16 protein-coding genes, 1 pseudogene and 2 other annotated features are annotated in these 15153 nt (G+C 34.7%); of the genes and pseudogenes, 11 read left to right on the top strand and 6 right to left on the bottom strand.

Going from position 1 to position 15153, the window contains the following annotated elements:
- Positions 1-78: 78 nt before the first annotated feature.
- Together wrbA and AC4BC4_RS13210 are read left to right on the top strand one after the other, a co-directional pair.
- Positions 79-684: an NAD(P)H:quinone oxidoreductase type IV gene (wrbA, locus tag AC4BC4_RS13215; protein ID WP_490475992.1), complete on the top strand. Its 606-nt coding sequence runs from the start codon at positions 79-81 to the stop codon at positions 682-684.
- Positions 685-916: 232 nt separating this feature from the next.
- Positions 917-2575 (top strand): annotated as a pseudogene (locus tag AC4BC4_RS13210) (IS1182 family transposase); the annotation flags it as partial.
- 222 nt (positions 2576-2797) lie between these two features.
- On the opposite strand, the gene AC4BC4_RS13205 reads toward AC4BC4_RS13210, so the two are convergent.
- The 3 genes from AC4BC4_RS13205 to AC4BC4_RS13195 all read right to left on the bottom strand — a co-directional run bounded on the left by AC4BC4_RS13205 (position 2798) and on the right by AC4BC4_RS13195 (position 5087).
- On the bottom strand, positions 2798-3616 hold the full coding sequence (locus AC4BC4_RS13205; RefSeq protein WP_490475991.1) for an amino acid ABC transporter substrate-binding protein: 819 nt from the start codon (positions 3614-3616) through the stop codon (positions 2798-2800).
- 13 nt (positions 3617-3629) lie between these two features.
- Positions 3630-4265: an amino acid ABC transporter ATP-binding protein gene (locus tag AC4BC4_RS13200; RefSeq protein WP_438758317.1), complete on the bottom strand. Its 636-nt coding sequence runs from the start codon at positions 4263-4265 to the stop codon at positions 3630-3632.
- A 177-nt stretch (positions 4266-4442) separates the two neighbouring features.
- On the bottom strand, positions 4443-5087 hold the full coding sequence (locus tag AC4BC4_RS13195) for an amino acid ABC transporter permease (protein ID WP_438758318.1): 645 nt from the start codon (positions 5085-5087) through the stop codon (positions 4443-4445).
- Between the two features lie 75 nt (positions 5088-5162).
- Positions 5163-5409, bottom strand: a binding site (T-box leader).
- A gap of 93 nt (positions 5410-5502) precedes the next feature.
- Positions 5503-5731 (bottom strand) — a binding site (T-box leader).
- 256 nt (positions 5732-5987) lie between these two features.
- On the opposite strand from AC4BC4_RS13195, the gene AC4BC4_RS13190 reads away from it, so the two are divergent.
- The 6 genes from AC4BC4_RS13190 (at position 5988) to AC4BC4_RS13165 (ending at position 10334) form a co-directional block, all read left to right on the top strand.
- Positions 5988-6710 (top strand): gamma-glutamyl-gamma-aminobutyrate hydrolase family protein, encoded by a 723-nt coding sequence (locus AC4BC4_RS13190; protein WP_438758319.1) that lies wholly within the window; start codon positions 5988-5990, stop codon positions 6708-6710.
- A 138-nt stretch (positions 6711-6848) separates the two neighbouring features.
- A complete protein-coding gene (locus AC4BC4_RS13185) occupies positions 6849-8495 on the top strand; it encodes a peptide ABC transporter substrate-binding protein (RefSeq protein ID WP_490475990.1) in 1647 nt (548 codons plus the stop codon).
- 251 nt (positions 8496-8746) lie between these two features.
- Entirely contained in the window at positions 8747-9310 is a 564-nt protein-coding gene (gene amaP / locus AC4BC4_RS13180; protein WP_490475989.1) for an alkaline shock response membrane anchor protein AmaP, read from the top strand.
- A gap of 13 nt (positions 9311-9323) precedes the next feature.
- Positions 9324-9539, top strand: a complete 216-nt coding sequence (locus AC4BC4_RS13175; RefSeq protein ID WP_438758322.1) for a DUF2273 domain-containing protein — start codon at positions 9324-9326, stop codon at positions 9537-9539.
- Between the two features lie 38 nt (positions 9540-9577).
- Positions 9578-10048 carry an Asp23/Gls24 family envelope stress response protein gene (locus tag AC4BC4_RS13170; RefSeq protein WP_438758323.1) on the top strand — a complete coding sequence of 157 codons (471 nt, stop codon included), beginning with the start codon at positions 9578-9580 and terminating at the stop codon, positions 10046-10048.
- A gap of 37 nt (positions 10049-10085) precedes the next feature.
- Positions 10086-10334, top strand: coding sequence for a GlsB/YeaQ/YmgE family stress response membrane protein (locus tag AC4BC4_RS13165; protein WP_490475988.1), 249 nt, complete (start codon positions 10086-10088; stop codon positions 10332-10334).
- Positions 10335-10469: 135 nt separating this feature from the next.
- Here the strand turns inward: AC4BC4_RS13165 and AC4BC4_RS13160 are convergent, their stop codons facing one another.
- Both AC4BC4_RS13160 and AC4BC4_RS13155 read right to left on the bottom strand, forming a co-directional pair.
- On the bottom strand, positions 10470-10790 hold the full coding sequence (locus AC4BC4_RS13160; protein ID WP_438758325.1) for a DUF960 domain-containing protein: 321 nt from the start codon (positions 10788-10790) through the stop codon (positions 10470-10472).
- A 191-nt stretch (positions 10791-10981) separates the two neighbouring features.
- Positions 10982-11596: a 50S ribosomal protein L25/general stress protein Ctc gene (locus AC4BC4_RS13155; RefSeq protein ID WP_438758326.1), complete on the bottom strand. Its 615-nt coding sequence runs from the start codon at positions 11594-11596 to the stop codon at positions 10982-10984.
- Between the two features lie 513 nt (positions 11597-12109).
- Between AC4BC4_RS13155 and AC4BC4_RS13150 the strand changes: the two genes are divergently transcribed.
- Both AC4BC4_RS13150 and AC4BC4_RS13145 read left to right on the top strand, forming a co-directional pair.
- Entirely contained in the window at positions 12110-12865 is a 756-nt protein-coding gene (locus AC4BC4_RS13150) for a 16S rRNA pseudouridine(516) synthase (protein ID WP_490475987.1), read from the top strand.
- A complete protein-coding gene (locus AC4BC4_RS13145) occupies positions 12855-13541 on the top strand; it encodes a YjjG family noncanonical pyrimidine nucleotidase (protein ID WP_490475986.1) in 687 nt (228 codons plus the stop codon). The genes AC4BC4_RS13150 and AC4BC4_RS13145 overlap by 11 nt, the downstream gene beginning before the upstream one ends.
- A gap of 76 nt (positions 13542-13617) precedes the next feature.
- Here AC4BC4_RS13145 and AC4BC4_RS13140 read toward each other — a convergent pair whose 3' ends face one another.
- Positions 13618-14070: a GNAT family N-acetyltransferase gene (locus AC4BC4_RS13140; RefSeq protein ID WP_438758329.1), complete on the bottom strand. Its 453-nt coding sequence runs from the start codon at positions 14068-14070 to the stop codon at positions 13618-13620.
- A 141-nt stretch (positions 14071-14211) separates the two neighbouring features.
- Between AC4BC4_RS13140 and udk the strand changes: the two genes are divergently transcribed.
- The gene (udk, locus tag AC4BC4_RS13135) at positions 14212-14838 is read left to right on the top strand and encodes a uridine kinase (RefSeq protein ID WP_438758330.1); all 627 of its coding nucleotides are present in this window, start codon (positions 14212-14214) and stop codon (positions 14836-14838) included.
- The last annotated feature ends 315 nt before the right edge of the window (positions 14839-15153 follow it).

Raw genomic sequence — 15153 nt, 5'->3', positions numbered from 1 at the left:
AATCTCTTGTGAGTTTACTTACTTTTTGTTAGTATTTGGATGTAGATAAGAAAACAACAGTTATTGGAGGAAAATATCATGACAACAAAATTATTAATTGCTTATTACAGTTCAACAGGAACAGGTACACAAATGGTAAAATGGGCTAAAGAAGCAGCAGAAGCAAATGGTGCAGAAGTTCGTTTGAGAAAGGTCCATGAGTTAGCACCAGATGTAGCAATCGATTCAAATCCAGCTTGGCGTAAGAATGTTGATGCAAGTAAAGAGATTCCAGAAGTGACAAGTGACGATTTGTTATGGGCAGATGCCTATATTTTCTCTTCACCTTCCCGCTTTGGTGTGATGGCAAGTCAATTAAAACAATTCTTTGATTTACAAGGTGGACTTTGGGCACAAGGTAAATTAGCAAATAAATTTGTAACAGCATTTTCTTCTGCGCAAAATCCAAATGGGGGACAAGAGCAAGTGATCCAAGGGATTTACACAGTGATGCAACACTGGGGCGCAATCATCGTACCAGCAGGTTATGTAAACCCATCAACATTTGCAGCGGGAGGCAATCCTTATGGAACAAGTGCTTCAATTGATGGAGAAGGCAATATGTTGAAAGCTGATGAAGTGAAAGCGGCAATTCAAGATCAAACAAAACGTTTGGTTGATGTGACTAGTAAATATTTAGGTTAATAAAAGAGTAAAACTGAATCTATAAAGTACCTTTGATATCTTTATTAAAGAGTGGTACGAATAATATAAAAATTTACATTACAATAAAAATATGAGCTTGGGACATAAGTACTAACGAAAAATCCAGATACCAGTCAAATTGATTGGCATCTGGATTGTTTTTTTGTACAAAAATAAGAACACCTTTGCTAAAATAAAAGTGACTAAACAAATAAGTCAGCGAGGTGTTCTTATGTTTAAAAATTATACCACAAATCAAGTCGTTCTTCCTCTAGATTTTAGTTTTCAGTTAGAAAAAAACGATATTGCGTTTGTCATTGATCAATTAGTTGAAAGTATTCCGGAGGAACGCTTTCTTCCTTTTCATCATCAAATGGGGCCTTCTTCTTATCATCCGAAAATGATGATGAAGATGATTTTATGTGCCTACACACAATCTGTATTTTCTGGTCGCAAGATTGAAGCCTTGACGAAAGACAGTATTCGCATGATGTGGCTTACTCAAAGTTATCAACCTAGTTATCGAACCATCAATCGTTTTCGAGTGAATCCTTTAGTGAATGCACTCCTTCGGGAGTGCTTCGTCCAGTTCCGTAGCCAATTAGTCAAGGAACAATTAATCGATGAAGAAGCCATTTTTATCGATGGTACAAAGATTGAAGCCAACGCCAATAAATACACCTTTGTTTGGAGAAAATCCATTGATAACTTTGATAAAAAGCTTACTGAAAAATCAAATTTTCTCTACGATGAATTGTTAAAGAATCAAATTATTCCTGAAATTGAGCGAGAGTCCTCAAAAGAATTATCTGTCACTGAATTAGGTAAGATTGAAGAAAATCTCGCGCATGTTGTCGAAAAGTTTACAGAAAAAATCGAACAAGCAGAGGATGGAATTACGCGCAAATCAATCCGTTCTAAACGAAAAATTCCTAAAAAATTAAGGACACTTTTCAAGGACTTTAAAGAGCGAAAACTCGCTTATCAAAAACATAGACAGATTTTAGGGCAACGAAACAGTTACTCTAGAACTGATCTAGATGCCACTTTTATGCGCATGAAAGACGATCATATGAAAAATGGTCAGTTGAAAGCAGGTTATAATCTTCAAATCGCCACGAACAGTCAGTATATTTTAGGCTATGATCTTTTCTCAAATCCAACAGATACACGAACATTGCGCCCTTTTTTAACCACTTTAAAAGAGTGTTTCTTTGATCTGCCAAACTATATTGTCGCAGATGCCGGCTATGGAGGAGAAGAAAACTATCAAGCGGTTTTAGAGGATCACGAGCGAACACCACTCATCACTTATGCCATGTACCATAAAGAACAGAAGAAAAAGTTTAAACAAAATCCGTTCCTTCCAGCAAACTGGCCGTACCAAGAATTAGAGGATACGTTTCTTTGTCCAAACGGACGAAAAATGAATTTTCGAAACTATTCTATTCGTACAGATAAATATGGCTTTAAACGTTATTTAAAACGGTATGAATGTGAAGACTGCTCGAATTGTCCTCTTCGAAGCCAGTGTACAAAAGCGAAGAGTGACAAGAATCGTGAGATTCAAAAGAACATGAATTGGGAATACTTTAAAGCAAGAATTCAACAGCTGCTTTCAGAAGAAGAAACAGGTAAACTCTATCGTCAACGAAAAATTGACGTCGAACCAGCTTTCGGACATTTGAAGGCTTGTTTAGGGTTCACTCGGTTCTCTGTTCGAGGGAAACAACAGGCACACAATGAAATTGGATTCGCGTTAATCGCAGTAAATTTAAGGAAATATAGGCTAAGTAAGCTAGAAAACATGAAGGATTCTCCCAATAATCTAAAAAATAAAAGACTGAAAATCATTTTTTACGATTTTCGGTCTTTTATTTTAAGGTTTTTGGGACTTACGTCCCAAGCTCATATTGGCAAATACAACCTAATAGGAGATCAATTCTTGAATTTAGTAGTCAGCTGATACTCAAACAGGGAAATTGAAATCCCCACAAGAAGTGAACAGATAACTGTAGACAACTTGTCTTATCTTCTTCCTGTTCCGAAATTTGGGAAAGGCGATATTTTAGAATACACAAAATAAGAACTATTTTATTTGTAATAAGTTATTTTATTTCGTCACATCTTCTCCAAACCATTTTTTAGAAATTTCAGCAAGTTTGCCAGATTTTCTAAGTTGTTCAAAACCTGTGTTGATTTTTTCTGCTAACTCTTTATCAGATTTCCTTAAACCTACTGCAAAAGCCTCGCTTTCGAAACTACCACTGACAATTGAATAATTGGCTAAATTATCTTCATGAGAAAGATAATAATTTGCATAAACTCGATCGATCAATAACCCATCAATTCTTCCCGACTTTAAATCCATAAATGCTTCATTAAATCCATCGTATAAAATAGCGGTTTGACCATTAACAATATCTTTCAAAATTTCAGGTTGTTCTTCAAAACTATTATAGCCAGAAGAACCATTTTGAGCACCTAAAATTTTTCCTTTCATATCAGAAAAATTAGTAATATTATTCTTTTTCAAAGAAACTACGACCTGTTCATTTTTCATATAGTCATCACTAAACAGCACTTTTTCTTCCCGTTCCGCGCTTTTAGAGTAACCATTCCAAATCAGATCGATTGTTTGATTTTGCAATTCATTTTCTTTCATAGACCAATCAATAGGTTGGAAGTCTACAGTAATATCATATAAGTCAAATACTGCTCGAGCTAAATCAATGTCAAATCCGATAAGCTCGCCAGATTTATTTTGAAAGCCCATTGGGACAAAAGAATCATCTAAACCAACGATTACTCGTTTGTCCGAATCGATTCGTGACCATTGATCCGTATCTGTTTTTTTTCTACCACAACCTGCTATTGACAGTAGTACCACTAAAGCTGTTATGGTAAGGAATAGATAGCTTTTTTTCTTCATATACTTGTCCTTTCTATTGAACAGGTGTCACTGTCAATATGTTATCGGCAATATTTTCAGCAAAGTTCATATCGTGAGTGACGACGATTTGAGTCATACCTTGTGCTTTTAGCGTTAAAATAACCTCTTCGACTTGTTGGCGAAGTTCAGGATCAAGAGCACTGGTAGGTTCGTCATAACCTAATATTTTTGGTTTCATTGCAAGAGCACGAGCGAGAGCAACGCGTTGTTTTTGACCGCCAGATAATTGATAAGGGTATAGTTTTTCTTTTCCACCTAAACCAAATTTTGTTAGCAGATCAATCGCTTCTACCTCACTTGCTTCTTTAGATTGTTTTAAGGCAAGAATCGGCGCTAAAGTGATATTATCTAACACTGAAAGATGAGGAAATAATTGAAAATCTTGAAAAACGATTCCTACTACCTGATCTGCATTATCCATTTCGACAGGATTAACCGCTACACCATCCAATAAAAATTCCCCTGAATCGATTGTTTCTAGACCAGCTAAACAACGTAACAATGTTGTTTTTCCTCCACCAGAAGGGCCCACAATTGTTAGGATCTGTCCGTCTTTGATTTCTATATTTAATTGATCGATGATCCGGCGTCCATCGAAACTTTTTGTTAAGTTTTTGATCGTTAGCATATTATTCCTCCTAAATTTAAAAGTTGAAAGAGCTAGCCCTTAAAACTAGATACTGTTAAAAGTTGAAAGGGCTCGTCCAGCTCAGACAGGAAAATAGGAAATTATGAAAGAGGTGTTTTTTGCCTCGATCCTAATTTATCTTTTTCCAAAAGAGCTAGCCCTTAAAACTAAATACAATTATTTATAATACTGATAGTGTTTTTCCAATTTTTTTGAAGCTAGCGTTAAGACTGCTGTTAATAATAGATAAATAATGCCTACTAAAACTAATGGTAATAAACTCACGTCGCGGCTCATTGCAATTTTTCCTGCTCTTAATAGATCGCCTAAACCAAGTACGTAAATCAGTGAGGTATCTTTGACCAAATTAATCACTTCATTACCAATTGAAGGCAATACGATTTTAATTACTTGAGGTAAGATAATCCGTGATACGGTTTGAAACCGTGTCAAACGCAATACTTTAGCCGCTTCATATTGACCTTCTGGAATTGATTGAATACCGCCACGAAAAATTTCTGCAAAGTATGCCGCATAATTCAATATAAATGCAAACAAAGCTGCATCATATCGCTCAAAGACAACACCGATCAGAGGTAAACCATAAAAAACAAAAATAAGTTGTAATAATAATGGTGTACCTCGCATTAGCCAAATATAGAGATGAATCAAAAAAGTTAGTGGCTTAAAATTTGTTTGCAGGGCAAACGCTACGATAATTCCAAGGGGAATCGATCCTAATAGTGTAAAAATAAAAACTTTCAATGTCATAAGTGCACCGTCTAGTAAAGCCGGCAAAATTTCCAAAATGTAGTTCATCATTTTTCCTCCAATTTTTTAATTATTCTTAGTACCATTTTGTGACAAAAAAGCAAAAAGTCCTCTTGGCAAATTTGCCAAGAGGACGAAATAATCGTGGTTCCACCTCAATTTGTTAATACCTTACGATAATAACCTCATTAAACCTTTATCTAACGCTAAAGATTCTTTTCTGATAACGGAGAATACCGCATCTTCTTACTTTATTCAGAAGGTGACTGAAACAGATGTGTTCATCAAAGGTTTCCAGCTTTTTCTCTCAGCGAATAAAAAAGTCTCTGTCAGGAAATAATCAGTGATTACTTGTTCTGGTTGTGTGTTTTAGTTGTATTGGAAATAGTAATAGGTAGTAAATATTGTTTTATATCTCAGCGTGACTGCCAGTTGTAAGTAAATAAAAAGTCCTTTGGCAAGTAAGCCAAAGGACGTAAAATGCGTGGTTCCACCTTTTTTTATTATCGTCTCGCAACGATAACCTCAAGAAGTCATAGACTTCTAATGCTATAACGGGCATTCCCGAACTTTCCTACTAGTAATTCAAAAAGCTAACTCCCAGATGTGTTTCACTTTATCACTCTGTCTTTTCCCACCAACCAAAGACTCTCTTCAAGAAAAAATAAAGGTACTCTTCTGTTCTTTGTTTTGTATAACTTTACCATCACTTTTTTCACTTGTCAACAACTATTTATTTAGAAAATTCAGACAACAGATCGTTTTAAGCATAAAAGTAACGGATTTGGTAAAGTTGAGGTAAAATAGAAATAGTCGTTTTCTATTAAAAAGTAAGTAAATAGCGATAGCTAAAAACTATCTCGCTGTTTCTATTTGTACTATCCTTTCACATATATATCTGATAAACTAGTTACAATTATTATCGGAAAGTACAGAAGGAGTGAGTGTAGATTGAGGCGACCGATTATTGGAATAGCAGCAAATGAAATTGAAGATGCGGGAGCACGATTGTATCATTTACCGATCAGTTACACTCCGTGTGGTTACGTGAAAGCAGTGCAAAATGCCGGAGGTTTGCCAATGGTTTTACCAGTAGGGCCCCCTGAGTTGGCTAAGGATTATATTGACCAGATTGATAAGTTGGTTTTAGCTGGCGGACAGAATGTATCGCCCTCATTATATGGTGAATCAATTCAAGTTGAAGAAGCTTTATTGTCGCAAGAAAGAGATCAATTCGAGTTAGCTTTGATCGAAGAAGCTGTTAGACAAACGAAACCTATTTTTGCAGTCTGTCGTGGTCTGCAACTGGCTAATGTGGCTCTTGGCGGCAGCTTATATCAAGATATCAGTCAGCTGAATGATACGAAAATTAGTCATATGCAAGTACCGATATCCAGAGAAATTCCTACACATCAGATTCGAACAGAAGAAACAAGTATTCTACGTAAAATCTATGGCGAAAAAACGACGGTCAATTCGTTTCATTTTCAAGCAATAAAAAAATTAGCAAAAAGATTAAAAATGACAGCCATTAGTGAAGATGGCATCATTGAAGGCGTTGAAAGTAAGGATTCTAGTTTAGCGTTTTTAGGGGTGCAGTGGCATCCTGATTTTGCGTATGATCATTTAGAACAAGAAATGGCTGTTTTTCGTTATGTGGTTGAAAAATTATAAGTTATCTAGCTTTACAGAATCATTTCCTCTACCTTTAAGTAGCTCACAGAAAGTCAAAAAAGGACTTTAAGTTGATCTTCTAAATTGTTCAGGGGCTAAGTATTCTATTCAGCTATAAAAAAGAGGGGGAATCGAATAATGAAGAAAAAATTTGGTTTATTTGTATTGGCAGCTAGTTTATTATTGACGGCTTGCAGTGGGGGAAAAGGAACAAACTCATCTGGTGAAAAGGCAGATGGGGATAAGACAGAACAAACACAAGTGATCAAAGTCGCTTCTGGTGGAGAATTGTCAACCTTAGATAGCGCTCATTATACAGATGTTTACAGTTCAGATATGATCGGTCAGGTTGTGGAAGGACTTTATCGGATGGACAAAAATCATGATCCCGAATTGGCGGTTGCAGCAAGTGAACCTACCGTTAGTGATGATGGCTTAGTTTATACATTCAAACTAAAAGAGACAAAATGGAGTAACGGTGATCCTGTTGTAGCTGGTGATTTTGTTTCATCATTTAAAAACGTTGTTGATCCAAGCTTTGGTTCAAGTAGTAGTAACCAAATGGATATTTTTAAGAACGGTCGGAAAATCCGTGAAGGTGAAGCGAATATTGATGAACTTGGCGTGAAAGCTATTGATGACCAAACCTTAGAAATGACGTTAGAATACCCAATTCCATATTTAGCTCAGGTTTTAATAGGAACACCATTTATGCCTAAAAATGAAAAATTCGTCAAGGAAAAAGGCGAAGCTTATGGAACTTCTGCTGATAATTTTGTTGGGAATGGTCCATTTGTGATTTCCGGTTGGGATGGTAACACAGAAGAGTGGAAACTAACAAAAAATAAAGAGTATTGGGATCAACAAAATGTTAAACTAGATACAATCGATGTTCAAGTTGTCAAAGAAATCGGTACAGGAACAAATCTATTTGATGCAGGTGATCTAGATTATACTGTTCTTGCAGATACGTATGCTTTGCAGTATAAAGATTCGCCACAAGCACATTTTACTCCTAAAGCAATGGTAGGCTATCTAAGCCCTAATCATAAACGTGAAGTAACTGGAAATGTCAATGTTCGTAAAGCGATTTTACAAGCAATTGATAAAGAAACTTTTGCAAAAGATATTTTAGGCGATGGTTCGACTGATCTGAATGGTTTTGTACCAAAAGATTTTGCAAAAGATCCAGATACAGGCGAAGATTTCCGTAAAGAAAATGGGGATTTTTTGCCATTTGATTTAAAAGCAGCACAAAAAAACTGGGAAACTGCTAAAAAAGAATTAGGTAAAGATAAAATCGAATTAGAATTGCTTTCAGCTGATTCTGCACTTGCAAAAAAGACAATCGAATATGTTCAAGGGCAATTGCAACAAAATTTACCAGGTTTAACAATTAAATTAAAATCTGTTCCATTACAAAATCGTTTGGATTTACAAACTGCTAGCGACTTTGACCTCGTTTTTGGTACATGGACACCAGATTATGCTGATCCAATCAACTTTTTGGAGTTCTATGATTCTAAAAGCGGTTTGAATACATCGGGTTATGATAATCCCGAATATGACAAAGGATTAAATGAAGCAAGAATCACTTTAGCAAATGAACCGGAAAAACGCTGGGATAAACTGAAGGAATTAGAAGAAACTTTGATTGAAAAAGACGCGGCTGTTTTGCCTCTTTACCAAGGAGCAATTGGTTATCTCAAGGCAGATCGATTAAAAGAATTACAAGTTTTTCCATTTGGAAGAACCGTTTCTTATCGTTTAGCATATGTTGAATAATTTGTAAAAAAAGTAAAAAGCAAGTTGATTACTAAGATTTTTATCTTGTGTGTCAACTTGTTTTTTTATTTATAGTGAGCCACTGGATGCGCTTATATCAGTATTTATAGTGATAATTGTTATAAAAATAACAAGAAAGATCAACAATGAGCATGCATATCTTTTGTAATTGTCGAATAATGCGTTTAACATAAAACATATACAGAGAAAAAAATTTTCAAAAGAACAAATGATGGTGGAGGGAAAAAACGATGCGACTAATCAAAGGACTTATTTCTTTATTGTTAATAGCGGGTATTTTTGGAATCGCTGGTTTATATTCTCAAATGGTAGATTTAGGTGCTGTAACCACTTTTTTCAGTAATTTGCTGTTTCAATATGAGGAATTATTTTATTTTTACCAAGTTGTTCTTTTTGTTTTATTAACAGTCTTTTTGATCACATTTTTGATGGTTCTATTCAAACCGATCACCAAAAAACAAATCCATATACAAAAAGATATGGGGCAGGTTAATTTGCCGCTGAGTACGCTTGAATCAATCGCCAGATCCTCGCTGCAAGGAATTGTAAATATTGAGGATACGCAAGTGAAAATACGTTTGACAAAGAAACAAACAGCAGATGTTCAAGTCACGATAGCAGATGAAAAGCAACAGCAATTTTTAAGCAGAGGGAAGCAAATTCAAGAATTGATTCCCAAAGCCTTGCAAAATATGGCGATGGTCGAGACGAATAAAACAAAAATTATTTTCAAAAAGAAAAAAGCAGAATCGTCCTTGCTACCAAGTGGCAAAAAAGAGTCTCGTGTGGTTTAAGGGAGGAAATATAATGAAAAAACGAGTAACAATAGCTCCTTACCGCAATCAAATTATATTTACTAGTTTGGCTTTGCTCATGGCCATACTTTTTATGACGATTGGATTTTGGAAAACAGTTTTAATTGTCATTTTAACAGGCAGTGGTTACTTTATTGGCAAAATGCAAGATGAAAAAAGCTCTATCTCTTCAATTTTAGCTTCTATAAAAGCTTTTTTTGAAAGATAAATATAAATCGAATCACAATCAGAAAGGTTGAGAAGAATATGGATAACAAAGCAAATGGAAACACAACTGAAGGAACAAACGCAAATGGAATCAAAACAACATTAACATTTGATGATCAAGTCGTGAAAAAAATTGCTGGTATCGCCGTATCAGAAATCCCAGGAATTTTAGGATTAAGCGGAAATGCAATTACAAACTTGACCGACAGATTTACGAATGGAAATAACCCAACAAAAGGAATTAGTGCAGAAGTTGGAACAAAACAAGTAGCCATTGATTTAGATGTCATTGCAGAATATGGAAAAAATATTGCTCAAGTATTCGATACAGCAACAAAAAAAGTTGCAGATGAAGTAAAAAACATGACTGGTTTGGATGTCATTGAATTTAATATGAACGTAGATGACGTTATGTCGAAAGAACAGTATGAAGAAAAATTTGAAAATAAGAAAAAAGATGATAGCGAAAATGAGAAAAAACAAGAGAATAATACACGTACATTGCAATAATATGTAACTGTATTTGATTTAGAGGAGGCTGTTTATTATGTTAAGTTTTATTTGGTCATTAATTGTCGGCGGTGTGCTAGGTGCCATTGCTGGAGCAATTCTAGGTAGAGATGTACCCGGTGGTGTAGTCGGTAATATCATCGTTGGATTTATCGGAAGCTGGGTAGGTACGATGCTATTAGGAAATTTCGGTCCTATCATTGGTGGATTTCCAATTATTTCAGCATTGATCGGTGCCGTTATCTGTATTGCGATTTATTCATTTATTGCAAAACGAATGGCTTAGAAAAGTAGTGGTCGGTACAGAAATATTTAACCTTTAGAAATAAGAAAGAGGTGTTTCTGTTTCCGCCATTTATTTGTATTTAGGGTGTAGAACAAAAGTGGATTTTTACTTTTGTCCTACACCCTATTTTTTTGGTTATTCAAACATTTCTGCTGGCAGTAAAATTGTTTCTTTATTTCCATCATCAAAAGCAAAAACTTGAGAGGGGTATTCGGTTGAATAAGGGAAAGGTAAGTCAATGGCCATTTGGACAGTACTGATTTCTTGTGAAAAGTGAACAGTTACTTTTCCATCATTATTGATTAAATCGAAATACAGCATATTTGTAAGAGGAATAACTCCTTTTAAATCCAAATCAATAATCAGCCAGATACTATCGATCAAGGCACCAGGCAGGCTTTCAACTACACCTAAAGAAGCATAACGACTACGTTGACTATCAAAACTTTCCACCATTTAATTTCCCTCCTTTGTCTATCTAATAACAATAGTATACCCTATTTAGTAAAAACTCGCTTCTGTAATGTTTGGTAAAAAAAGCAAATATAAAGCTCAGAATAACGTGAGATGATATGACGTTTGATCATATGAAAAAAGAGACAAAGTCAAAAGACCTCATCTCTAAAAATTTACTTTTAAGTAACGAATTATTCTGGTTTTTCACCGATCACAGTTGGTTCAGCTGCTTCTTCAGAGCTTTCTTCTTCGGTTTCAGCTTTTGCCTCTGTTACTGCGACGATTTGTTCTTCGCCTTCAGTAATAATATCGTAATCTTTATTTTTTGGTAAATCAGCAATAGTAATCGCATCACCAATTGCAAGTTTTGTAATATCAACTTCTACACGTTCTGGTAATTTATCTGGAGTTGCTGAAACTAAAACGTTATATAAGTTTTGAATCAACTCGCCACCAGCTTTAACACCTTCAGCTTCACCGACAAGAACGATTTCAGCTTCTACTTCTGTCGCTTCTTTCATATTTACAGCTAAAAATTCAACGTGTTTCATTTGGCTTGTGAATGTATCTAATTGCGCTTTATACATTAAAGTATTGATTTTTTTCCCACCAATGTTCATTGTAATAACAGCATTGGCACCATTGTCACGTAAAAGTCTTGTTAGTTCTTTTTCTTCGACTGAAATTGGTGTGCTTTCGATTTCATATCCATATACGACAGCAGGGACTTGACCCTTATGACGTAACTCGTTTCTTAATGAACGTGGACGGACAGCTCTTTCTTTAACTTCTAATGATACTGACATAACCTAAATTCCTCCCTTGAAATTTAAAAGCTGGACGAGTTGTGTAGTCTCAAGATCTAAGAGACTAGCTCGTGAAGCTAGACAAATCAAAATGAATTTATATTTGGTTATCTGCAAAACGCAACATGATGGAAAAAAGGAGTCTTGCTGGTGTCTATTGAAACTTGTAAAAGATTAAACGTAGCTAAGGTTTTCTTGTTAAGATATAAAACAAACAAGAACTTCTACAAATCGGACAGCAAAAACAAAAAAACCCGAATAATTGTGCACAATTATCCAGGGGAAAATTCCATGTGATACCTTATTCTCTCCCAGGTCATTACGCTGTTTTTGAGAAACCTTATTCACTTTCTATATTAACCATAACGTGAATCCAATATTAAGTCAAGAGAAGTGAAAGAAATACGAGCGTCTTTTAATTATTACTTAAAGGTTTGTTTAATCGAGTCGGGATCGTTCTCTTTTCATTCTTCAAATTTTATACTAAACTATTAGTTGAAATGAGGAAATTAAATGCGCTTAGATAAATTATTGGAACAAGAAAAAATTGGTTCTAAAAGAAAAATAAGAGCCATGATTCGTAGTAAACAGGTCACTGTTGACGGACAAGTCATTATGGACGAAAGTCTTAATGTCGATGCAGCCTTGCAAGATATTTTTGTTGGAGATGTGAAAATCCAGCATGAAACCCATGTCTACTATATGTTGAATAAACCTCAAGGCGTTGTGACAGCTGTTAAAGATGTTCAGCATCAAACCGTTATCGATTTAATTAGAGCAGAAGATCAAAGAGTAGGATTATATCCTATAGGACGATTAGATCGTGATACAGAAGGATTACTTTTGATTACAGATAATGGTCAGTTGGGTTACCAATTACTATTACCGCATAAAAAAGTTTCAAAACGTTACGAAGTAATTGTGAACGATATGTTGACAGAATTTGACTGTCGATCATTTACTGAAGGAATTGTATTTTCTGACGGAAAAAAATGCAAGCCAGCCGAACTTGTGATTTTGTCTTCAGAAAAAGGGCAAAGCCATGCGTATTTAGATATCACCGAAGGAAAATTCCATCAGGTCAAAAAAATGTTTTTATCTGTAGGGAAAAAAGTGATTTATTTAAAACGATTATCGATGGGGCCGATTCAGTTAGATCAAACGCTGGGTTTAGGCGAATATCGCTCTTTAAATCAAGAAGAATTACAGACGCTATTGCCCTATTTTACAATTCATAAAAAAGAAAAGAGAGTGGAATATGAAATTTAAGACATTATTATTTGATGTGGATGACACGTTACTAGATTTTCAATTGACAGAAAAAAAAGCACTGCATGCGTTATTTCAAGAAGAAAACCTAACACTAACAGATGAAATACAAGCAACGTACAAAAAAATAAATAGCCAATTGTGGCAAGATTTTGAACAAGGAAAAATAGATAAGAAGACGGTCACAGATACTCGTTTTAGTTTATTATTTGGCCAACTGAATAAAAAAGTAGATGGGAAAAAAATGGGAGAGCAATATCGCGATCATTTAGCTCAAGGACATGATTTGTTAGGAAACAGTAGAAAGATCATTGAACGACTTAAACCAGATTATGAATTGTATATTGTGACAAACGGTGTGGCAAAAACTCAGTATCAACGATTGAATGATTCTAAAATGTCCCTCTTTTTCAATGATATTTTTGTTTCAGAGGAAGTAGGATATCAAAAACCGATGAAAGAATATTTTGACTATGTTTTTGAGCGGATTCCTGGTTTTGAACGAGAAAAAACATTGATTATTGGCGATTCACTTGCATCAGACATTAAAGGAGGCAACTTAGCCAATATCCAAACACTTTGGTTGAATCCATCCAAACAACCAGTAGAACCAACTGTTCAGCCAACATACGAAATCAATCGATTAGACGATATTTTTAATGTCTTAGAACAATAAAAAGAGAGCTTAGAACAGAAGAGCTAAGATTTAAAGGCTTCAGAAATAAATATTTTTTCTAGCCCTCTGTTGCTACCTATACATTGATACTCAATCGAACCATATCTCTTAAAATAAGTTTATGTTCGATGATTTCTTCCTCATAGTGACGAAGAAAAAAGTCATGATCAATACTTATCATGCGAAATCCACATTTTTGATAGAGATATAATTGCCCAAAACTGGTACTTCCAGTACCGATTTCAACTGTTTTATAATGATTTTTTTTAGCATGAGTCAATGCGAATTGAATTAATTCTTCACCATATCCCTGGCCTTGGTAGTCTTTAGAGACAGAAACATTAACGATTTCAAGTGTTTCAGGACGAGTGGGAAGCAAGATTAAAATACCTATGATCGTTTCATTTAAAATAAGATCGAAACACACGCTACGTTTGGTGTAGTCTTTTATTAAGTCTTTATTTGGATCTGCTAACAGCGATAAGTCATAGTGGATTTTTTGGAATTCTTGAATTTTTCTAATTGTCATACTATTTTCCTTTCTGATAAAATTGAATAATAAATGAGTAGATTAAAAAAATAATCGAAAAATTGTAGCTTTCTGCTTAGTTTCTATTATAATAGAAAAAGGGTAACATGACTATTACATACAAGAGAGAGGTTTCGTTGAATGAAAAATACTCAACCAATCGTGATTGGTGTTACTGGCGGTTCAGGAAGTGGGAAAACCAGTGTTAGTCGGGCGATTTTCAATCATTTTCCCGATCATTCTATTATGATGTTAGAACAAGATTCTTATTATAAAGATCAAAGCCATCTTAGTTTTGAAGAACGATTAACAACGAATTATGATCATCCGTTTGCTTTTGACACAGATTTGCTGATCGAGCATTTACAACAATTAATAGACTACCAAACAATCGAAAAACCAGTATATGATTATGTTGCTCATACGAGAAGTTCAGACATTATTATTCAAGAGCCAAAAGAGGTTATTATCTTAGAAGGCATATTGATTTTGGAAGATAGTCGTTTGAGAGAGTTGATGGATATTAAATTATATGTGGATACAGATGATGATATCCGTATCATCCGCAGAATCAAACGTGACATGGATGAGCGTGGAAGAACCTTAGATTCGGTTATTGAACAATATTTAACCGTTGTTAAGCCGATGTACCATCAATTTATCGAACCAACGAAACGGTATGCAGATGTGATCGTTCCAGAAGGTGGAGAGAACCATGTTGCGATAGATTTGATCACTACTAAAGTAGCAAGTATTTTAAATGAATAATAAATGTACATAACTGGGTAAGGCAACTTACAAAATCATGTTTATATCGAATTTCAATCAAAAGAAGTCAATAATCAGCATGAGTACGTATAATTTATATATTTTATTGAGTTACATCTTAGTGTTAAATGATAGTGGAGTATCAAATTAAACCGATAAAAAAGTTAAGATAATGTGAAAAATTCAAATAAACTATCCAATATCTAGAAAAATAATAACGAGAGAAGTCAGGAATGTACTTTATTCTGATTTCTCTCGTTATTTGTGAAGGAATAAAGAAGCATGAAAATAAAAATTTGATGAGAAATGTTAGGA

It is taken from the genome of Enterococcus sp. AMC1086 (assembly GCF_058216575.1).
This window is presented reverse-complemented; position numbering and strand designations above follow the sequence as displayed.